The sequence below is a fragment of the Thermococcus sp. 5-4 genome (assembly GCF_002197185.1).
Taxonomy (GTDB): domain Archaea; phylum Methanobacteriota_B; class Thermococci; order Thermococcales; family Thermococcaceae; genus Thermococcus; species Thermococcus radiotolerans.
The window spans coordinates 1,611,007-1,632,010 of the sequence record NZ_CP021848.1; the positions used below are offsets into that span (position 1 = coordinate 1,611,007).

The 21,004-nt window shown below is 55.9% G+C and carries 16 protein-coding genes, 1 tRNA gene and 1 pseudogene; 7 read left to right on the plus strand and 11 right to left on the minus strand.

Going from position 1 to position 21,004, the window contains the following annotated elements:
* Genes CDI07_RS08955 through CDI07_RS08970 form a run of 4 tightly spaced genes read left to right on the plus strand, consistent with a single transcriptional unit; the run spans window position 1 to window position 4,143 of the window.
* A complete protein-coding gene (locus CDI07_RS08955) occupies window positions 1-1,149 on the plus strand; it encodes an RsmB/NOP family class I SAM-dependent RNA methyltransferase (RefSeq protein WP_088181291.1) in 1,149 nt (382 codons plus the stop codon).
* A 2-nt stretch (window positions 1,150-1,151) separates the two neighbouring features.
* Window positions 1,152-2,210 carry a lysylphosphatidylglycerol synthase transmembrane domain-containing protein gene (locus tag CDI07_RS08960; protein ID WP_088181292.1) on the plus strand — a complete coding sequence of 353 codons (1,059 nt, stop codon included), beginning with the start codon at window positions 1,152-1,154 and terminating at the stop codon, window positions 2,208-2,210.
* Window positions 2,211-2,230: 20 nt separating this feature from the next.
* Window positions 2,231-3,310 carry a lysylphosphatidylglycerol synthase transmembrane domain-containing protein gene (locus tag CDI07_RS08965; protein ID WP_088181293.1) on the plus strand — a complete coding sequence of 360 codons (1,080 nt, stop codon included), beginning with the start codon at window positions 2,231-2,233 and terminating at the stop codon, window positions 3,308-3,310.
* Window positions 3,307-4,143, plus strand: a complete 837-nt coding sequence (locus CDI07_RS08970; RefSeq protein WP_088181294.1) for an NAD(+) kinase — start codon at window positions 3,307-3,309, stop codon at window positions 4,141-4,143. Before CDI07_RS08965 ends, CDI07_RS08970 begins: the two co-directional genes overlap by 4 nt.
* Here the strand turns inward: CDI07_RS08970 and CDI07_RS08975 are convergent.
* From CDI07_RS08975 to CDI07_RS08995, 5 genes are read right to left on the minus strand one after another with little or no spacing between them, the layout of a single operon-like run.
* Window positions 4,127-4,915, minus strand: coding sequence for a DUF835 domain-containing protein (locus tag CDI07_RS08975; RefSeq protein ID WP_088181295.1), 789 nt, complete (start codon window positions 4,913-4,915; stop codon window positions 4,127-4,129). The genes CDI07_RS08970 and CDI07_RS08975 overlap by 17 nt on opposite strands.
* Window positions 4,906-5,883, minus strand: coding sequence for a bifunctional N(6)-L-threonylcarbamoyladenine synthase/serine/threonine protein kinase (locus CDI07_RS08980; RefSeq protein ID WP_088181296.1), 978 nt, complete (start codon window positions 5,881-5,883; stop codon window positions 4,906-4,908). Before CDI07_RS08980 ends, CDI07_RS08975 begins: the two co-directional genes overlap by 10 nt.
* A 39-nt stretch (window positions 5,884-5,922) precedes the next feature.
* Entirely contained in the window at window positions 5,923-6,444 is a 522-nt protein-coding gene (locus CDI07_RS08985; protein WP_088181297.1) for a flavin reductase family protein, read from the minus strand.
* 48 nt (window positions 6,445-6,492) lie between these two features.
* Complete coding sequence (locus CDI07_RS08990; protein WP_088181298.1) at window positions 6,493-7,809, minus strand: acetate--CoA ligase family protein; 1,317 nt, start codon at window positions 7,807-7,809, stop codon at window positions 6,493-6,495.
* Window positions 7,810-9,003: a hypothetical protein gene (locus CDI07_RS08995; RefSeq protein WP_088181299.1), complete on the minus strand. Its 1,194-nt coding sequence runs from the start codon at window positions 9,001-9,003 to the stop codon at window positions 7,810-7,812.
* 71 nt (window positions 9,004-9,074) lie between these two features.
* On the opposite strand from CDI07_RS08995, the pseudogene coaD reads away from it, so the two are divergent.
* From coaD to CDI07_RS09010, 3 genes and pseudogenes are all read left to right on the plus strand, one after another.
* Window positions 9,075-9,539, plus strand: a pseudogene (gene coaD / locus CDI07_RS09000) (phosphopantetheine adenylyltransferase); the annotation flags it as partial.
* A 70-nt stretch (window positions 9,540-9,609) separates the two neighbouring features.
* Window positions 9,610-10,290, plus strand: a complete 681-nt coding sequence (tpiA, locus tag CDI07_RS09005) for a triose-phosphate isomerase (protein WP_088181301.1) — start codon at window positions 9,610-9,612, stop codon at window positions 10,288-10,290.
* 69 nt (window positions 10,291-10,359) lie between these two features.
* A tRNA-Gln gene (locus CDI07_RS09010) sits at window positions 10,360-10,435 on the plus strand.
* A 423-nt stretch (window positions 10,436-10,858) separates the two neighbouring features.
* Here CDI07_RS09010 and CDI07_RS09015 read toward each other — a convergent pair.
* The 6 genes from CDI07_RS09015 to CDI07_RS09040 form a co-directional block, all read right to left on the minus strand.
* On the minus strand, window positions 10,859-11,545 hold the full coding sequence (locus CDI07_RS09015) for a hypothetical protein (protein WP_088181302.1): 687 nt from the start codon (window positions 11,543-11,545) through the stop codon (window positions 10,859-10,861).
* A 49-nt stretch (window positions 11,546-11,594) separates the two neighbouring features.
* A complete protein-coding gene (locus tag CDI07_RS09020) occupies window positions 11,595-15,488 on the minus strand; it encodes a DNA-directed DNA polymerase II large subunit (RefSeq protein ID WP_088181303.1) in 3,894 nt (1,297 codons plus the stop codon).
* Between the two features lies 1 nt (window position 15,489).
* On the minus strand, window positions 15,490-17,598 hold the full coding sequence (locus tag CDI07_RS09025; RefSeq protein ID WP_088181304.1) for a DNA-directed DNA polymerase II small subunit: 2,109 nt from the start codon (window positions 17,596-17,598) through the stop codon (window positions 15,490-15,492).
* Complete coding sequence (locus tag CDI07_RS09030) at window positions 17,598-18,845, minus strand: ORC1-type DNA replication protein (protein WP_088181305.1); 1,248 nt, start codon at window positions 18,843-18,845, stop codon at window positions 17,598-17,600. Before CDI07_RS09030 ends, CDI07_RS09025 begins: the two co-directional genes overlap by 1 nt.
* 278 nt (window positions 18,846-19,123) lie before the next feature.
* Complete coding sequence (locus CDI07_RS09035; protein WP_088181306.1) at window positions 19,124-19,735, minus strand: DNA-binding protein; 612 nt, start codon at window positions 19,733-19,735, stop codon at window positions 19,124-19,126.
* Window positions 19,736-19,881: 146 nt separating this feature from the next.
* Entirely contained in the window at window positions 19,882-20,505 is a 624-nt protein-coding gene (locus CDI07_RS09040; protein ID WP_088181307.1) for a DNA-binding protein, read from the minus strand.
* Window positions 20,506-21,004 lie beyond the last annotated feature (499 nt).

Here is a 21,004-nt window from a genome sequence, read left to right on the forward strand (position 1 = left end):
ATGTACGCCGATGCTTTCCCCGAGGAGCTGAGGGAGTACTACCGGAGGCTCTTCGGGAGCGAAGCGGAGGAGATAATGGCCTCGCTCAGAACGCCGGTGGAGAAGTACTACATCCGCGTGAACACGCTGAAGACGAGCAGGCAGAAGCTCATGGGGATACTCAGGAGGGAGGGCCTCAAGCCGAAGCGAAGCCCCTACCTGAAGGAGGGCATATACTTCGAGAGGGAAGGCCCAAACTTCCCCGATGACTACGAACCCGGCCTTCCAGTCGTCCGCGCCAACAAGTTCGCGAGCGAGAGTGTCTACCAGGGTGCGATGCTCTACGCCCCCGGCGTCCTCCAGGCGGACAAAAAAATCAAGCCCGGCGACGAGGTGGAGATACGCGACCCGAGGGGGCTTCTCGTCGGAATAGGAATCGCCAGAATGAGCGCCAAGGAGATGATAGTCTCGACAAAGGGACTGGCCGTTGAGGTCACGCTACCGAAGTTTAAGCTCCCCAGTCTGAGCGAGCTGGAGTCCTTCAAGGAGGGCCTCTTCTACGCCCAGAGCCTGCCATCCATGGTGGTCGCCCACGTCCTTGAGCCGAGCGAGGAGGAGCTAATAATCGACATGGCCGCCGCCCCTGGCGGAAAGACGAGCCACCTAGCCCAGCTGATGCAGAACAGGGGCGAGATAATAGCGATGGACAAGTCCAAGAACAGGCTCAAAAAGATGGAGGAGGAACTGAAGAGGCTCGGCGTGAAGAACGTCAAGCCCATCCACATGGACTCACGGAAGCTCCCGGAGCTGGGAATCGAGGCGGACAAGATACTCCTCGACGCACCGTGCACCGCTCTGGGTATACGGCCGAAGCTCTGGGAGAGCAGGACGCCGAAGGACATAGAAGCCACCGCGCGCTACCAGAGGCACTTCATCAACGCCGCCATAAAATCCCTAAGGAGAGGCGGCGTTCTCGTCTACTCCACCTGCACGCTGAGTTATGAGGAGAACGAGGCCAACGTGAAGTACATCCTCGGCAAAGGTTTAAAGCTCGAAGAGCAGAGCATCTTTATAGGTTCGAGCGGTATGGACATAGATGAGGTTCAGAGGTTCTATCCTAACAGGCACCTGACCCAGGGCTTCTTCATAGCCAGGTTCAGGAAGGTGTAGGCATGGACTGGAAGAAGTACTCCCTCCTGGGCCTCGGCCTGCTCATAATAATCCTCCTGGTCTGGTGGGCCGGCCTAGAGGACGTCATCGAGATACTGAAGGGCGCGAGACTGGAGTACTTCGTGCTGGCAATTCTGGCCTACGTCGCGGCGGTTATCATGTGGGCGCTGCGCTGGCGCGTCCTGCTAAAGAGCCTCGGCATAGAAGCACCCTTCAGGACCATAGTGGCCGGTCTCTTCGTCGGGGTCTTCATAAACAATGTGACCCCCGGCGCCAGGGGCGGCGGCGAGCCTGTTAGGATGTACTACATCTCCAAACACACGAAGCAACCCTACGGTCACGTTTTTGCCACGATAATGATGGACAGGATAATGGACGTCATCCCGGTCGTAGTCATGCTTCTCCTCGCGACGGTCTACGTCTACAACCTCGGCTCTTTCTCGCTCACGCTGACGCTCCTCCTCCTGGATGTATTCTTCGCCATAATAACCCTAGCCACCGTTGGAATACTCCTGAGCGAGAAGAAGACCAAGGGCATCCTCTACTGGTTCTACCGCCTCTTCGGGAGGATAATGCCCAAGAAGGCCGCCAAGTACGAGGAGAAGTTCGTTCACGCCGTCGAGGTGAGCGTTCCCCAGTTCCAGGAGAACTTCAAGCTCCTGATGAGGCACAAGGTGGCCTTCACGCTGTCGCTGATTTACTCCTTCGCCTTCTGGTTCCTCGTTCTGCTCCGCTCATACTTCATCTTCATCAGCATAAACAGCCCGATAAAGCTCCTCGACGTCATGGTCGTCCAGATGATAGGCATCGTCGTCGGGATGTTCATGATAATCCCGGGCGGAGCGGGAATAATAGAGGCCATAAATTCGGCCGTTTACGTTCTCCTGGGGATAAACAAGGAGATAGCGGTGACTGCGACGCTGCTGGAGAGACTGATATCCTACTGGGCGCCGACGGCGATAGGGGCAGGCATAATGACTCACTTCGGCATCAAGGTGAGCCAGGACAGGAAGAGACTGGAAGGGGAGGACGACAAGGATATAAACGATGAACCCCAATAACGGGTTTGACGGTGTACATCATGGACTGGAAAAAAGCAGTTTTTTTCATCGGAGCGCTCATAGTCATAGGCGCCCTCATCAACTGGGCGGGAGCCCAGGGAATAGCCGAAATCCTCCGGGATTCGGACATTGAGTACTTCCTCCTCGCCATCCTCGTTTACGTTCTCACCCTCGTTGCCTGGGCGCTACGCTGGAAGGTTCTCCTCAAGGGGCTTGGGATAAAGGCCCCGTTCAGAGCGGTTTTCTCGGCCATATTCGTCGGGATGTTCTTCAACAACATCAGCCCCGGCGCCAAGGGGCTGGGCGAGTTCATAAGGGTTTACTACCTCGCCAAGAGGGTGAAGAGTCCCTACGGGCCGATGACGGCGAGCGTTATGATGGACAGGATACTCGACCTGGCTCCCATCGCGGTGATGATGGTCGTGGCGACCCTCCACGTCTACTGGCTCGGCGAGACCGGCCTTACAATCCTCATAATAGTCCTCGATGCGATTCTCATGGCCTTCTCCGCCCTCGTGATATGGCTCCTCATGAGCGAGACCAAGGCCCCTGGGGCGGTCTGGTGGATCTACAGGCTCTACCACAGGATATCCGCGGGAAGGGCCGAGAAACGCAAGGCCTCCTTCCAGAACATTGCGGATGTAACAATCCCGAGGCTCCAGTCGGACTTCAGGATTCTCTCACAGGACAAGATGGCGACCGTAGTGGCGCTCTTCCACTCCTTCGTATACTGGGGGCTGACGATACTCCGCTACTACCTCGTCTTTCTGGCCATAAAGTACCCGATAGCCCCGATGGACATAACCGTCGTTCTGGTAGTGTCCATGGTCGTGGGAATGTTCGCAATAGTTCCTGGAGGGGCGGGAATAATAGAGGCCGTTAACTCAGCGGTCTTCATAGCCCTCGGGATAAACCCGGAGTACGCGGTCACCGGGGTTCTCCTGGAGAGGCTCATATCCTACTGGGGCCCAACGGTTATAGGCTCCTTCGTGACCGCCGGCTACGAGGCCGAGGTTCCAGAGGAGGAGCTCCCGCTCCCAGCTCCGGATGAGGAAACCCTGAAGAAGAAAATGGAAGAGAAGGAGGAAAGCGAACCATGAAGTTCGGGATAGTGGCCAGAAGGGACAAGAAGGCCGCACTCAAGCTCGCATACCGCGTCTACGATTTCCTCAAGGTCAGCGGATACGACGTCTGCGTGGACAGCGAGACCCACAGGCACCTCCCGGAGTTCCAGGAGGAGGACGTCTGCCCGCTCGAGGACTTCGACGTGGACTTCATCATCGTCATCGGCGGCGATGGAACGATACTGCGGGTGGAGCACAGAACCAAGAAGGACATACCGATACTGGGCATCAACATGGGCACCCTGGGATTCCTCACGGAGGTGGAGCCCCACGAGGCCTTCTTCGCCCTCAGCAAGCTCCTTGAAGGGGACTACCACCTGGACGAGCGCATAAAGCTCAGGACCTACCTGAACGGGAGAAACATCGTTCCCGACGCCTTGAATGAGGTCGCGGTTCTGACTGGAATCCCCGGCAAGATAATCCACCTCAAGTACTACATAGACGGCGGCCTCGCCGACGAGATAAGGGCCGATGGGCTTGTGGTCTCGACTCCGACGGGCTCCACGGGCTACGCCATGAGCGTCGGCGGTCCCTTCGTTGACCCCCGGCTGGACGTGGTAGTCATCGCCCCGATAGCGCCGATAGCCCTCAGCTCGCGGCCGATGATAGTGCCCTCGTACAGCAGGATAGACATCAAGAACATAGCCCTCACGAGGGAGATAATCCTCGCCATAGACGGACAGTTCTACACCTACCTGGAACCGGGGACCGAGATAACGGTGAGGCTCTCCCCAAGAAAGGCCAAGTTCGTGAGGTTCACGAGGGAAGTGTACCCCAAGTACACGATGAAGATCAAGAGGAAGTTCTAAGGAGCTCCTCCAGGTCTTTTACTGGGATGAATTCCCTTTTCAGCATCATGAGCTCCCTGTCCCCGACGGTCGACCGACCGACGATAAGGAGCACCGTCGAGCCGGCCTCCACCGCGTAGTCCCTGAGCGTCGAGAGGAACCGGAACACCGAGTGGAAGTCGTTGTAGAGTATCAGAACCTCAAGGCAGTCTATGACGACCAGCCTTCCCCCGCTCTGAAGGAACTTCACAGCGCTGTCCAGGATCACGTGGAGCTTCGTGGGGCCGACACCGCTTTCACTAGCCTGGGTTATCCAGAGGGTCTGGGCGCTCTCGCAGAACTCCTTGTACTTCCAGGGGCTTCTCGTCACCACCAGCGCGGGAACCTCGCAACTTCCGAGGAACTCAAAGATCTCCTCGCGTTCCCCTAGGTACAGAAAGCCTCCAGGAGGAAGGTTTCCGTCGCGGATTTCTCCGGACGGAACCGGAAATATCCTCCTCTCGACACTACGGATGTAGTTTATGATGCCGTACGCTACCCCAACTATCGAGAAGAAGTAGAGCGCCCCCTCCAGCGGCGCGAAGGTCTCAGGATTGGCGGCGAAGTCGTCAACCACATCTATAAATCGTCCGATGGATGCCAGGAGAAGGGAGAAGGCTGTGATGACCAGAAACCGGTTCAATGGCTCCTCATAGCGGTTGATCCGCCTGAGGGCGTAGAACGCTGCGTAGCCTATCACCAGAAGGAGGACGACGTCCGAGATGAATACCAGAGGGGGCACCGTCAGCCCCATACAACATCCACCTCGTCGGTTCTGAACTTCTGCTTGACCACGGTGTCGTTGAGCGAGAAGCGCACCCCCCCGAGGTACATCCTAAGGCCGGTGTAGGCTATCATCGCGCCGTTGTCCCTGCAGAGGTCGTAGGGAGGAACGAAGAAGTCTATGCCCCTGTCCTCCGTCATGACCCTCAGCATCTCGCGGAGGCGGTTGTTGGCCGCGACACCGCCGACCAGAACGACCTCGTCCTTGCCCGTGTGGGCCACGGCCCTTTCAGTGACCTCAACGAGCGCCGAGAAAGCCGTCTCCTGGAAGGAGTAGGCCAGGTCCTCAACGCGGTACTTCCCCGTCCTGTACTTCCTAACGGCCTCAGTGAGTATTCCGGAGAAGCTCAAATCCATTCCTTTAACCGCGTAGGGGAGCTCTATGTAGCGCTCTCCCCTGAGGGCAAGCTTCTCAATCTTCGGCCCGCCCGGGAAGCCTATGCCGAGTTCCCTCGCGAAGGTATCTATCGCGTTTCCTATGCCTATGTCGAGGGTCTCGCCGAAGACGCGGTAGCGGCCGCCTTCAAGGGCGAGAACCTGCGTGTTGCCACCGCTGACGTAGAGGCCGACGGGGTCCCTAACGCCGAACATCTTGGTTATCTCCACGTGGGCGATGCAGTGGTTGACGCCGACTATGGGCTTGCGGTACTTTATCGCAAGCGCCCTCGCGGCCGTTGCGACGACGCGGAGGCAGGGACCGAGACCCGGTCCCTGGGAGAACGCTATAACGTCAACGTCCTCCATTCCTATACCAGCCTCATCGAGGGCTTTACGCAGAAGGGGCTTGAGAAGTCTGGAATGATGCTCCGCCGCCTCCTTGGGGTGTATTCCACCCTTTTCCGTCGTGAGAGTGTGGAATACGTTGGCCAGAACCTCTCTCTCTGTAACGATGCCTATGCCGAGCGTGTGGGCAGTACCTTCCAGGCCTAGGGCTATCATCGTGATACGCTCCGGGAAGGTGTATAAAAAGTTGCCGGGCTACTCCCCGGGGCGGTGAATCTTCTCCTCGAAGGTCACGAAGTCGGTCCACGATGCATGGGCGAGGAAGCCGGCCCCAAGCCTGGGACTGTCCCCGCTGAAGGCATCCCTCCTGTAGGAACTGCCCACGACCTCTCCGACGAACCAGGTGTGGTCCCCGTAGGTTCTCTCATCCACCAGCCTGCACTCAAGGTTGGCCAGGGCGTTTCCAATGCTCGGGGTTTCAATGGCCTTTGACGGCACCAGTTCTATGGAGGTTTCCCTCAGCTTTGAGGGCCCGTGCCTCGTCCCAACGAGCCAGACGTCATCGAGCATCTCCATGCCCGGGACGCTTATCACGAACTCCCGGTGCTTCCTGATAAGCCCCCATGTGTACCTCTTGAGCGCCACCGCCACGCCGACCATGAAGGGCTCGGCGGAAACTATCGTGACCCAGTCGGCAGCCATGACGTTTGCTTCCTCGCCCTTACCGGCCACCACTAGGTAGGTTCTCATCGGATAGAGGAGCCTGTAAGGCCTCATGGCATCACCAAAAATGAATCCGACTTCATGTTATAAAAAAGATGAGGCTCAGCGCCTCGCGAGCCAGGCAAGGGCTTTGGCTGCCCGCTCGGGGGTCGGGAAGTTCTTGACCCCGTGCCCCTCAAGCAGCCCAACCCCGCCCCTCACGAGCTCTCCGGCCATGAAGTTGACGATGACCGGCTTGTCGCAGTCGGCCTCGATTATGGCTTTGGCTATCTCCTCGCTGGGCAGGAATATGGGCGGCACGCAGATGACGAGGAGGGAATCCACGTTTTCGTCGCGGCAGACGACTTCAATCGTTTTCCTGTACCTCCCGTAGTCCGCATCCGCTATGAGGTCAATCGGGTTCCTCACCGAGCACTGGGGTGGGAGGAAGGAGCGGAGTTCATCGACCGTTTCATCGCTCAGCTTCGCAATCTCAAGGCCGAGCCTTTCGAGCTTGTCCGTTGCGAGAACGCCCGGGCCACCTGAGTTTGTGATTACCGCGACTCTCTTTCCGGCTTTGGTGTACATCTCGAAGGCCTTCGCGGCATCGAAGAGTTCCTCCATCTCCTCAACCTCAATGGCGCCGGCCTGCTTGAAGGCCGCGCGGTAAATCTCGTAACTCCCCGCTAGCGAGCCGGTGTGGGAAGCGGCCGCCTTAGCACCGCTGGCGCTCTTGCCGGCCTTGAGAATTATGACGGGCTTTCTTTCAGTGGCGTAGCGGAGCGCCTTCAAAAACCGCCGGCCATCTTTAACTCCCTCGATGTAGAGGGCTATGGCCTTCGTGTTCTCGTCGTCGGCGAAGTACTCCAGAAAGTCGCTCTCGTTCAAATCGGAGGCGTTTCCATAGGAAACGAAGGCCGAAAAGCCGATGCCCTCGTCGTTGCCCATCGCCAAGGCCGCCCCTCCAAAGGCACCGCTCTGGCTGATGAGGGCCAATCCACCGGGCCTAACGCGAACCTCGAAGGAGCCGAAGAACCCCCCGTGGACGCCGAAGATGCCCGCACAGTTGGGCCCAATTATTCTGACGCTGTGCTTTCTCGCCTTTTCAACCAGCTCGCGCTCGAGGTCAACGTTCCCAACCTCGGAAAAGCCGGCGCTTATGACGACGGCGCCCTTGATTAGAGGGCCGATTTCATCGATGAGAGCGGGCACGAACTTTGCCGGAATCGCGATTATGGCTGTATCGACGGGCTCGTCAAGCCTCTCTCGGATTTCGAAGGTTCTCCCCGCGACCTCGACGGTTCCACCCTTTGGGTTGACAGGGATTACCTTTCCCCCGAAGCCGCCCTCGACGATGTTCCTCAGGATTTCGTACGCTATGGCCCCCTTTTTGAACGAGCCGAACACCGCGACGCTGGAAGGATAAAAGAAGAAGTCCATTCACTCACCTCCATCCTCCGCTTCCTCAGGGGGCTCCTGCTCCTCAGATTCGGGGAAAGGCTCTTCCTCCCCTGGCTCCTCAGGCTCGGTCTCCGTTTCTTCCTTGGTCCCCCGCCTCTTCACTACGATGAGGACGGCCACCACAACGAGGACAGCCGCGATTCCGTAGGCGTAGAACCTGTAGGTTGACTTCTTCTCGGTTACGGTTATTATGATGGTGTGGTCAGGAGCAACAACGTAGCTGCCGCCCACGACGGAGATGCTGTCGAACGCACCGGGGAGCTTCACCATCGCCTTCCATATCTTCTCAGAGGACGTCTCCTTGTAGGCAACCTCCGGCCTGGCGACGCCTATAACCACCAGGGAGCCGTTTTCCTGGCGGGTGTCAATGCTCATTATGTTCATAGTGGCCTTGAAGCTCGCGAGGAGCTGGCTGATTACCACAGGGGTCGCGTTGGCACCCGTGAAGGTCGCGTTGAACTGGACGTAGCCCTCGTGAGGGTCGTACTGGAGGGATATCTCCTTCCTGGTGGCGTTTAGGAACCTAACGTACGAGTACACGCGGGTGTAGAGCTCTATCAAGGGGATAAAGTCCCCTTTGTTCCACACGGCAACGTTGTCGCTCAGGTCGTCCGGAACCGGGGCGAGGTTGGCTATCTCGTAGTCCTGCGGGAGGATGAGGGTGAGCCTGTCCCAGGTGTAGTCGAAGACGTGACCCTTGTACACGAAGTCCAGGTTTCCGGCGGCAGGACACCGGAGCGTCTTTCCATCGCTGATCAGGAAGTTCGTAACCGCGAAGGTCACGACGGCGGACCAGTTGTCAAGGACCTTAACCGGCCCCCCAGACGGGAGGTATATTGTGCTGCTTACGTTGGCCGCTTCGTATCTCTTCTCAAGGTTGTCCTTCATGTTGTCGTAGATCAGCTCCTTCACAAAGTCCTTGAACTCCTCGTTGGCCGCGGTTGTGTTGTTGGAGGCCAAATAGTCGAAGTAGGCCCTGTAGTGCGGATCCGTGAGGACCACGTACATCTTGAACGTCCCAAGCCACGTCGAGGTGTTCTCTATGACAACTGGAGCAACCTTGATGGTCATGTCTATCTTGAAGAGGGGCTGGGCGTTGCCTGCGGCCCCGACCTCACCTGCGAGCGGAGTGAGGAGAAGAACGATGAGTATGAGCGCCACGAATCGCCTCATTCAATCACCTCCACGGGAATTTTCCACCGGCGATAAAAAAGCTTATTGGTTCCTCCGCCTAAGTTCACTCCATGGGGAGAAAATACCGGAAAGTGGTCGTCGGCGGAACCTTCGACAGACTCCACCTCGGCCATAAAGCCCTGCTGAGGAAGGCCTTCGAGGTTGGGAAGTACGTCTATATCGGCCTCACCTCCGACGAGATGATACGTGAGAAGCCGTACGCGGATAAAATCCTCCCGTACGAGCTACGGCTCAAGGATTTAATCAAGTTCTTCGAGGTTAACGGCTACTCCAACTACCGCGTGATTAAGATACACACTGCCATCGGCTTCGCAGACGATATGAAGAGCTTAGAAGCCATAGTCGTGAGCGAGGAGACCTACAAGGGCGCGCTCATCGTAAACAGGGCGCGGGAGGAGAAGGGTCTAAGACCCCTCAAGATAGTCACCATAGGCCTCGTGAGGAGCTCCCTCGGACCCAAAATCAGCTCATCCCTCATAAGGGCCGGCCTGATAGACCCATTCGGAAGACCGCTCTCCAGTGGAAACAAAACCCCGGAGGGAAAGGCGTTTAAGGGACAAAAACGTAACACCTATGGTGATACTCATGGAGAAGCTGAAGGAGCCGATTATAGCGATTAACTTCAAAACCTACGCCCAGGCCACGGGCGAGGGTGCCCTGAGAATAGCCAAGGCCGCGGAGAAGGTCTGGAAGGAGACGGGCATAACCATAGTCGTTGCACCACAGCTGGCCGACCTCTACAGGATAGCCCAGGAGGTCGAGATTCCGGTCTTCGCCCAGCACATCGACCCGATAACGCCGGGAAGCCACACCGGCCACGTTCTACCGGAGGCCGTGAAGGAGGCTGGGGCCGTTGGAACGCTCCTCAACCACTCCGAGAACAGGATGATTTTAGCGGATTTGGAGGCCAGCATAAGGCGTGCTGAGGAAGTTGGGCTGATGACGATGGTCTGCTCCAACAATCCGGCGGTTTCAGCGGCGGTGGCGGCACTCGGCCCGGACTACGTTGCCGTCGAGCCGCCCGAGCTCATAGGCACCGGTATTCCGGTCAGCAAGGCCAAGCCTGAAGTTATCACCGACACCGTCGAGCTGGTTAGGAGGGTCAATCCGGACGTCAAGGTTCTCACGGGCGCGGGAATAAGCACAGGTGAGGACGTCAAGAAGGCCCTTGAGCTCGGAAGCGTCGGAGTCCTCCTCGCGAGCGGTGTAACCAAGGCCAAAGACCCGGAAAAGGCGATAAGGGATCTGGTGTCGCTGATTCTCTGAGCCTTTTCTAACTTTTAAGCCCGGGGAGGCTTAAGATTTATAAGCTCGGACTCGGCTTTTCTATCGGGCAGCCCCGTGGTGTAGCGGCCAAGCATGCGGGACTTTGGATCCCGCGACCCGGGTTCGAATCCCGGCGGGGCTACCACAACGAAAGACAAGGGGGCTCCGCCCCCTTATCTCTCTGTACTCTCAAACCCCCATAGTGGGGCTTCGCCCCACAACCCCGCTTTTCTCTAAAACTCCGGGGGGCTAACGCCCCCACACCCCCAAAACTTCACGAAGGCGAAGTTTGATCAAAAGTTGGTGATTCTTTTGTGAAGTGCTCTTTTGAGAGGTTTGCCTTTTTGAGTGTGCGGTTTTTAGTGAAGAATTCCTTTGAAAATGCCTTATTCAAGTGGGTTTACTTTCCTCGCGCTCCGTTGGAGCGCTTTAAGCGTTTAAACCCGTGTTTTTAGGGCTTTGAATTGTGAATTCCTGCTTGAAAATGTCTGTTAAGATTGCAAGCCTTTTCCCAGTTGGCTTTTTGGAGGAATCACGAACTTTGATGAAACTTTGCTAGGCAAAGTTTCTAGAACGCGAACTCCTCCACGCTGAACTCTTCCATGACCCTCTCGAAGTCCGTCTCTGGAGCGTAGGTAAAGCCGCACGTGGTGCACTTCAAAACTCCGTTCTCCTCACTCAGCGGTGAGAAGCAGACGGGACAGCGGTACTCCTCACGGCTCAGCCCCTCGTAAACCTCGTCCTTCATGACGAGCAGGTTCAGCTCGGCCTCCCAGTCCTCGTGGAGCATCCCCCAGTAGGGGGTCTCGATGGGATAAAAATCCTCAAGGATCAGGGCGTTTATTCCGATGCCCCTGATTCCCGGTGGGAGCTTGCCGGTTGGCTCTATGCTCACCACGTACTGGTCGTAGAACTCGATTCTCTCGGCCCTAACCATCAGACCGCGGGAGAGCCTTGAGCGGAGGGGAATCACCTGAAGGAAGAGGCTCTCCTTGTCAACGTCCCAGCTCGCGCTTATTGAAACGCTCCCCTTCGTGAAGAACTGAGTTATATACCTATCATCGCGCTCCTCGCCGGCGAGGTGAAAGCCCAGCTTGCCCATGGCCCTTCCGAGGAAGTTCGGCCTTGGAAGCTTCCGATAGTTCACCAGATACTCACCTATCCAGCCGGCCAAGGGCATAGAATAGCCTATGAACGTCTGCCTCTGAACCCGCAGGTAGGCCACGCTGGGCAGTAATTTGAACCCTGAGTTCATCCCCATCAAAGAAAGAGCGACGTAATGATATATATGATTAACGGAAAGGCTAAGAACCGAAGAACTCGTCGAGGCTTATACCCTTCTTTTTCTTCTTCATGGCCGCCTTTTCCTTCTTGACTGCTTTTTCAAACCCCTGTGAGGGCTTTATCTTCTTTTCAGAGCGCTTGGAGGTCTTCTTGGATTCCTTCTTTTTCTCGGTCTTAGAGCTCTTCTTGAGCTTCCCGTTTGCCCTCAGCTCGTCGAGGTAGCCGTTCCTCCCGTTGGACCTGCCGGTCCTTGCCTTTATCATCTTCTCGCATACATCGGCTGAAAAGCCCATCAGGGTTCTCTGCCGCTCGGGGAAGACGTTCTCGAAGAGTGACTTTATGTCCTTCTCGGTCAGGCATATCCTCTGCCTCGTGTAGTCTAGGACGCTGTACTTCGTAACGAGCATCTTGGCAGTCGGAAGGTACTTCTCTATGGCACCCTTGCTGACGGTCAGAACGATCTTTCCGCCGCACTTGGGGCATTTGCCGGTCAGCGGAGGCCTTCTGTATTTGGTGTTGCACTTCACACAGCGGAACTCTTGGCGGGTGAAGCTCCTCAGGTTGCCCCTCAAATCCGGAACGAGGTGGGAGTTGATTATCGTCTCGGCCACGTGGTGCTCATCGACCGCCCTTATGCGTTCCGCAAGAGCGAGCTGGCGCTCCACCTTCTCGACCATATCGCCGAGCTGTTTGTACAGGCTCATCTTCGGGCCGAGGCCGATGTCGTCCGTGTCGTGGGTGAACTTAAGGCCCTCGTACATCTCCGGCTTGCCTAGCCTGTCCTCAACACGCTCGATGAACTTAATCTCCTTCGGGGACTTCATCTCGTAGGTGGCGCTGTAGAATTCCAGGGGATAATACCTGACGACGTCCATGTTGTGAACCTCACTGTCAACCTCGCGCGGGTCGAGGCGCGTGGTAACGACCAGCGGGGCGTCCATCTTGCCGCCGCGCTTCTCAGGGAGGTAGTACTTGCTGAAGTTGAGCAGGGCATCTAGAAGGAGCATGACGGCATCTTCGTCGCCATCGCAGTTCCTCCTCTTCGCTGCGTGATAATACGGGTGTGCATAACCTACGAGGACGTCGGAGAAGCCTATTATCCTGCCTATGATTCCGGCGGAGGTATGTGGAGCCAAACCGATGACGAGGTGCCCGACGAGATCCTCCATCTTCTCGGCGTTGTAGAACCTCTGCAGACCGTAGAACTTCTCGAGGAGGTCGTCTATGAAGCGGGCCACCTTGAGGAGGTACCTTCCAGCCTCGTAGGGCAGTATGACGTCCTGAACGCGGAGCTCGAGTATCTGGTCGTCCCGCTCCAGGGGCTTACCCTCGAAGTCGTGGGTATAGCCGAGTTCACGGAGCTTTTCAACGCTCGTGCCTATCTCCTTTGGCTTGAAGTGGGTTATCGGGGCGTCGGTGGCGTCGAAACGAATGGTGCCGTCTTTAAAGACGTAGACGTCGTTTTTAGCCCTCAGAAGGCCCTTTTCAAGCGGCTCGGCCATCTTGTAGCCCGAGGTCATACCTTGGACGCCCTTGAGCTTGTCGATGCCGTAGACCTTGACGTTCTCCATCGCCGCGCGGAGAAGTTCGGAGGGCTTTATGGTCCTCCTCGCGTAGGGCTTCAGTTCCATGCCGCACTTGGGACAGCGGAAGTCGAAGTTCTCGGCTTCGTCCTGGGAGTAGTCGACGTTGCACTTGGCACAGTGCCAGAGGAGTTCCTTCCTCGTTCCACAGCGCGGGCAGATGTGCTCCGGCCCGATGTGGCCGCAACTGGGACATTTGAAAAAGGCTATCTCCACGCTCGTTACCTTTCCTTCCTCGGCGGCCTTCTTGATGTCTCTGCTCGAGCCGCCGGCGAGACCGATCGGGAAGAGAACCTGAACGGGCGGCTTCATCTTCCTTTCCTTGGCCTTCTCCGGCCTGCCCATGCGAGCTCCGATCCAGCTTATCCCCCTATCGCGGAGCTTTATCCGGTTGTTTTCGTTGATGATGTCTATGGCGGTATGGAAGGGCTTCGCCTTGAACTCCCATTCAAGGTTGCCGAGAGGCGTGAGCAGGGCGGCGCTCCACGGATAATCGACCACTATAACCTTCTTCCTGTCCTCAGTCCTCTCAAGCCTGTGGGGAAGGCCAAGAAGTTCAAGGTAGCGTTTGATCCTGGCGTCGTTCTCCAAAACTACTTTCCTCGCGAACTTGTTCTTCATGTGCTCGTCCCACTCGATCTGAGCACCGACCAGAGCCCTCTGGAGCTCCTCAACTTCCTCCGGCTCCAGGGTGTTCCAGTAGAGGGTGTAGTAAGGGTGAAGGGGAACATCGAGAACCTTTGATATGTGTATGGCCTCCTCGACGCTCGGCCTCACGCGGAGCGGGTCCCTCAGGAGGTTCCCGAGAAAGTCCGGATCGAGTTCGATGTATTCCGCGGCCTCCTCGATAGCGTCGCGCGGGTTGTCTTCAAAGGGCCTGAGCTCAACCTCGTAGGTCTCGGCCATCGCCCTGGTGAACTCCTGAATCCACCATTCCTCGGCATAGTTGGCCGGAAGAAGCGTCTGGTTGTTCTCCACGAAGTCTCCAAAGTTGACCAGCGCGTCGCCAACGTAGAGTATCTCCTCGATTTTATCCCTGATTCTGAGGGCGGTCTGGTAATCGTCTACCCTTATCACGCTTCCGTCCTTGAGCTTGATTATAGGGCCCTCAACCGTCGTTGCAGGCGTCACTATACAGCCCTTGCCAGGCCTTTCCGTCTTCATCTGAGTTCCAATCGCTATGAACTCGTCCAGAACCAGCATGGTGGCGGGATTGACACTCCAGGTGGCGAATCCGCTGACGCGAGAGCGGCCATATCTGAGCCTGAAGCCGCCGTTCCTCGACGGCTCGGCGAAGAGCGGCCTTCCACCGATTATCTCCTTCGTGTACTTCTTGTTGGGGGCTATGTTTGCCCTCAAGCGCTCATAGAGTTCGTAGTAGAAGCCCTTCTCAACTTTCTCCTCAACCTCTTCCTTTGCACCGGAATCCTCGGCCTTGGACTCCGTGGACTTGGAATCCTCTGCCTTCTTGCCCTTCTCCTTGGCCTCGACGAACTCCTTTATCCAGTCCCAGCCGTCAACACCCATCTTGTCTATGTACTTGACGAGCTTCTTCGCCTTCTGAAGGACACCCTCGGCCAAGACGAGAATCGCACCGCCGCGCAGGTGGTTGGTCTCAACGCCGGGGACGTCCCTGTGGGAAACCTCGACTTTATCGGTCTCTTCGCCGGTTATCTCAATGGGGATGTTCTTCATAGCCAGCCTTACTTCATCCGCTTCTGGATGGTACTGCAGCCTCGTAACGGCGCGGTGATAGAGGTCTATCTCCTCCACCATGCGCTCTATGTGCTTTTCGCTCGGTTTGAAGCGGTCGAGACCGAGTTTTTTGCGAACGTAATCCCCAACGAGGACGCTCAATGCCTGCGCGGTTCCACCCGAACTCCTTATCGGGCCAGCGTAGTAGAGGGCCAGGTATTCGCTGTTGTCGGCCCACTCGTTGCGCTTGATTTTAACATCGGCTATTCCCTCCAGGGGGGCGGAAACGATGCCCTCCGTGAGTATCGCGAGTGCCGTTCTCACCGCCTGCTCCGCATAGCGCTCCTTGCTCCCAAGGTCGCCGAACTTTCCGTCTATAATCTCATCAACGACCTTGAGGGCCGCAAGCTCCTTTCCGTACTCCTTGACGAGGACGCGTATCCTCTCGGCCACGCCCTTCGGGCCGACGAGGCTCTCAACACGGCCGGCCATGTCGGTCGCCTGGGGCACTTCGACCTCAAGGCTGGGATCCTTTCCCTGCTCGCGGGCCTTTCTCGCTATCTCGTAGGCCCTGTCTATCTCGCGCTGGAGGGATTCGAAGTAAGCCTTCATTTCAGGGGAATATATCTCGCCCATCTCAGACACCCTCACAGTACTGGTCGAACCTTATGACCGCCCTCAGCCTGGCGGTCTCGATGTCGATTATCGGAACCCTCGCTGGAGTCGGAACTATGTTAACCATCTTCTGGAACTCGGTCTGGGCCTGCCAGGTGCCGGTGTTTATCAGAAAAACGCCGTTGTACATCTTGTACTGCATAACGTGGACGTGACCGGCCTGGAAGAGGTCGGGGACGGACTCTATGACGAGGGTATCCTCGGAGTCTGGAGCGATTGGAACCTTCTCACCGAAGGTCGGTGCGAGGTGCCTCAGCTTCAGCAGGTCGAGCATCGCCTCGGCCGGCCTGTGGTGGCTCCTGTTCGGGATGAAGTTGACGACGTCCTCGATTCCCCTTCCGTGGGCTATGAGGAAATCCCTGCCGTGGAGCCGTATCACGGCGGGGTTGCTTATTATGACGGCGTTCTTGAGCTTGAGAAGGGGCCTAGCGTATTCTTCGTAGAAGCCCGGCTGTGGGATGGCGGTTCTGGCGGCGTCGTGGTTGCCTGGACCGATGAACATGGTTATGTGATCCGGCACGTTGCTCAGCAGATTCGCGAGCGCCTCGTACTGGTCGAAGATGTCAGGAATTGCCAGCTCGTTGTACTGGCCGGGATAGATACCGATGCCATCGACAACGTCACCCGCGATCACCATGTACTTTATTCTGCTCACGAACTCCTCCTCGGCCTTGTTATTGACGTCGCCGTTGAGCCACTCGAGGAAGCGCATGAAAGCCTTCTCGCAGAACTTGTTTGAGCCTACGTGGATGTCGCTGAGGAGAACGGCGTAGACCTTCTCCTCGAGGGGCGGCTTCTCCCGCTTGAACTTGGGAACGTCGGGGAGGAATATCTTGTTGGCGAAGAATATGCCCCTACCGGAGTAGCGTCCACGGAAGGCTATAACAGCGTCAGGCATTATCTGGAAGAACTTCTTGCTCTCCTCGTTGTTGCGGTTTATAAAGACCTTGATGACGCCCGTGTTGTCCTCCACCTCAAACATGTAGCCCTTCGCAGTCTCACGCTTGCTGTTAACGAGGCCGATGATGGTTACCTCGTCCTCGCCCCTAACGTAGCCCAGCTTGGCTATGTCTATCACACCGCCAATCTCGGGGTTCTCGCGGAGGATTCTGCGCATCTTCTTGAGCCTGCTCCTGAAGTAGTCGGAGTAGACCTTGATTATGACTTCTCCCTCTTTACCCGCGGCGTTCTTGGCCTTTGGGAGGGCGAACTTAACGTTCTTCACGTCGAACGTTACCTCGTACTCGTCGGGAATCTCCTTTGCCCTGTAGTGGAAACCGTCTCTTGGAGAGAGCTTGAGATCTGCATAAACGGAGTAGCTCTTCTCCTCCTCAGGGACCTCTTCACCCACGTACGCTATGGGAACACCGTAATCACCGTAGACTATCTTAGGCTTGACGCCGTTTCCGTTCTCTTCCCCGTTCACGTAGCCGTTATCGTAGCCGTTGCCGTTCTCGGCCGGAGCTTCCTCAACGGTGGTCTCACCTTCCATGGGAAGGACTTCCTCCGGAGCCTCGGAAGAAGTGGCCCCCTCAATCCCGGTTTCAGATTCAAAGCTCTCAACGGCCTCTTCCGTCTCAGCATCTCCAGTAGAAATGGAACTCTCTCCCTCAGAAAAACTGCCTTCTTCTCCCTCTAATACAGGAATTTCAGATGTTTCCTCGCCGCTTTCAGTAGGAGTTCCAGTGGAAATGAACGTCTGGGAAGCATCGCTTGAAGAAGGAACGAATTCCGCCGTTTGGGTTGTTGAGGCAATCAAACCGCTGGATTCACCAGGAACAGACGTTTCCACAGGAGTTTCGCTAGCAGGAGGGACCTCCGGGGAGATGTGTTCTTCAACAGTGGGCGACTCCACGACCGAAGACTCTGCGGGGCTTTCCATTGGAGGGGCACCCTTCTGCGACAGAAAATCCTTTGCCAGTGCAGAGTCTATCACGAAGGTTCCCTTTGCCTTTGCAAACTTTATGAGCTCCGCGAGCGTAAAGTCTCTCTTATAGGCATCAACGAGAAGGTAATAAGCCGAAGGGGTGATTAGATAGTTATTGGACATCAGATCCTCGATCAGACCCATCAGAGCAGCCTCCTCTGGCGGGACATGCTCACGGTGAGCACAGTCTGAAGTTGGTGGTCATGACGGTATATGTTCTTAACCTTATAAGGGGTTACGTTCAGACGAATCTCCTTGGTCCTTCCATAGCGGCCCTTGCTGACAACCTTGGCGTTGATGATGCCGAGCATGTCGAGCTCGTTTATCAGGTCACTCACGCGCCTCTGGGTGAGAGGTTCGAGGTCTATGTGATCGCAGAGGGATTTGTAAACTGAGTAAACGTCACCGGTGTTGGCCGGAAGCTCGCCGTTCTCGTCGAGGAGAACTATGGCGTAGAGGAGAACCTTCGAGTGGAGCGGGAGGGTCTTTATAACTTCCTCCATGGTGTCCTGCTCTATCTTCTCCTGGGCCTTCCAGACGTGCCTCTCCGTGACCTTGCTGGCCCCCTCGCGCTCGGCTATCTCACCGGCAACGCGGAGAAGGTCAAGGGCGCGCCGAGCATCGCCATGCTCCCTCGCGGCCAAAGCCGCACAGAGGGGAACGACCCCATCGTCCAGAACGCCCTCGTTGAAGGCGCTCTCGGCACGCTGCATAAGTATGTCCCTGAGCTGGTTGGCGTCGTATGGCGGGAAGACAACCTCCTCCTCGCTCAGGCTCGAGAGAACGCGCGCGTCGAGGTACTCCTTGAACTTGAGGTCGTTGGAGATGCCGATTATGCTCACCTTGGCGCGGTGAAGCTCCGTGTTTATCCTCGTGAGGGAATACAGTATATCGTCGCCGCTCTTCTTGATGAGCTTGTCTATCTCGTCCAGGACTATTATGACGAAGCGCTCCTTGGCGTCTATAACCTCCTTGAGCTTGGCGTAGACCTCATCAGTCGGCCAGCCGACGAGGGGGACCTCGACACCACTCTCGAGCTTGAAGTAGTTCACGATGTTGGCCAGAACGCGGTACTGGGTGTCAACTATCTCGCAGTTGACGTATATGACATCCACGGGGACGTTGTACTTCTGGGATATCTTTTTGAGCTCCTCAGTCACGAACTTGATGGTTACGGTCTTACCGGTTCCGGTCTTCCCGTAGACAAAAACGTTGGAGGGGGTCTCACCGCGGAGAACGGGAACCAGGATATGAGCAAGGTTCTCGATCTGCTCACGCCTGTGGGGAAGCTCCTTAGGCGTGTAACTGTGCCTGAGAACCTCCTTATTCTTAAAGATCTTCTTGGCGTGAAGGTACTTCTCAAAGATTGAATCGAGGTAATTGTCGTCCATAGGAACCACCCACTCCACTGGAAATCCAGCCCCATCGCTGATTTTTATTCAGGGAATCTGCAATTTGTTGAACATGTGATAATTTTAAGGTTTACAGTTGTCAACCAGCCAATTTAATCGAAGAGATCTTGAACGTCAAACATGTGCTCCAGAGGAAGCACCGGATGCAGAGGAAAGCATAGATAATCGAGCCAAGGGGTTTATATGCCTTGTTGAACAGGAGGATGTAAAAAGGTAAGCGGAAAATAGAAGAGATAATCAAAGAAAAGAAGGCGAAATCACTCTTCTCCGTCCGCAGGCTCCTCTTCCATGGCTTCAAGAACGGCGTCGAGAAGCTCCTTCGCGTCCTTCTCCGCGAGTCCAACCTTGACCGTGAGGAACTCCATGAGCTGCTCGTAGGTGTAACCCTTCTGAATCCTCTCAAGGAGCATGAGGATGATGCGGTCAAACATCCTCTCAACGAACTCCTCTTCGAGGCCTAGGGCGGAAACTCCGGAGAGAAGGCCAACCGCGAGGGCCGTCAGGGCGTCGTTGAACTCGTCCTTGCCGAGAGTCTTCTTGTCCAGGTCAACCCGGATGTTAACTACGTCGTTCGGCCTCCCGAGGCTGAACTTCATCATGTATATCCTGTCGTTCAGCTCAAGAAGCGTGTGGTAAACATAGAGTCTGTCCTCGTCGTTCATGCCGTAGGTCTCAAGACTCGTCGGTATCACAAGGTGAACGAACTCGTCCGAGAACATGATCACCAGAGTGAACGGCATCTTCGGATGCTCGGCCACGTACATCGACTTGTCAACCGCCTTAACCTCCCACGGAAGGTCAACTATGTCGGCGGCATCCTCGCTGCCCGACCTAAGCCACTCAAGAACCTGGGTTTCAATATCAGTCACACAAATCACCTCAAGGTTCTAAATGTGAAAGAGTTAATAAAGGTATCGGCAATGAAAGATTCAAACATCGGACTTAAAGGTTCTAAAAACGTATACATCTATACCCTGCACTCCAGACGCTGGAAATGAAAAACCCGAAGAGGGTATCAGAAATAGCCAACGTCCTTTCCCTGCTCCTCCATCTCCTTCTTGACCGCGAACACCTCGTTGAGAAGGTTCCTGGCGTCCTCAACGCTCATGCCGACCTTGACCGTGAGGAACCTCATGAGCTCATCCCTGCTGGCGCCGCGTTCAACCCTCTCGAGGACCATCCCAACGATGCGGTCAAAGAGTTCCTTCGCAAAGGCCTCCTCCAGACCCAGGGCAGAAACCGCGGACATCAGACCTATGAGGAGCGCGGTCAGTGCATCGTTGAACTCCGCCTTACCGAGGGTCTTCTTGTCCAGGTCAACGCGGAGATAAACGTCATCGTCCATGCCCGAGAGGGTGAACTTCATGAGGTTCACCTGGTCGTTGAGACGAAGGAGAGTGTGATACACCCTGAGCTTCTCGTCCTTCGTCATGGAGAAAGTTTCAAGGCCCAGAGGGACGAGCAGATGGATGAAGTCCTCCGAAAACGTCACCAGCAACGAGAACGGCATCCTCGGATGCTCCGCCACGTACATGCCGGGCCTCATCTCCCTGATGGACCAAGGGAGGTCAACTATGTCCTCGGCCGTATCGTTGCCTGCCTTGAGCCACTCCAGAACGAGGTTTTCAATCTCCTCCATGCGAACCACCAGTAGAAATTGGGCAAAGGGGTTAATAACGTTACACTCGAAATGAGTTTCCACAGGAAGCTAAGGGGTTTTCAGCGCACTTCTGTACATCGAAAGTTTCTATTTGTAAACGGACAGATGAACCCATTCGTTCACTTCCACTGAAAGGAGAATGAACATGAATGAACATCAAAAAGCATACATCATAGCCCAGGGAATGGCATTTTGGGAAAACATCAATGTTAACATTACAGTAAAAAGGTTAACGAGATTAACCCCCAGGGAGTTTCGTTTCCTGTGGAGCGGGGTTATTGCTACTCCCCAATACCGTTTGTATTCCTGGTGAAACTTTCCCATCTTTTCTACAACTTCTGATATTTATATATTTTCATGAACAATGTTCATAAAAAAGATGCAATCTGAAATAGTGATGAAAGATAGTTCAGTGAGTCACCAACACTCTTTAAAAATTGTGAATTTGCTCTTTGTAATCTGCCTTATAAATCCCCCT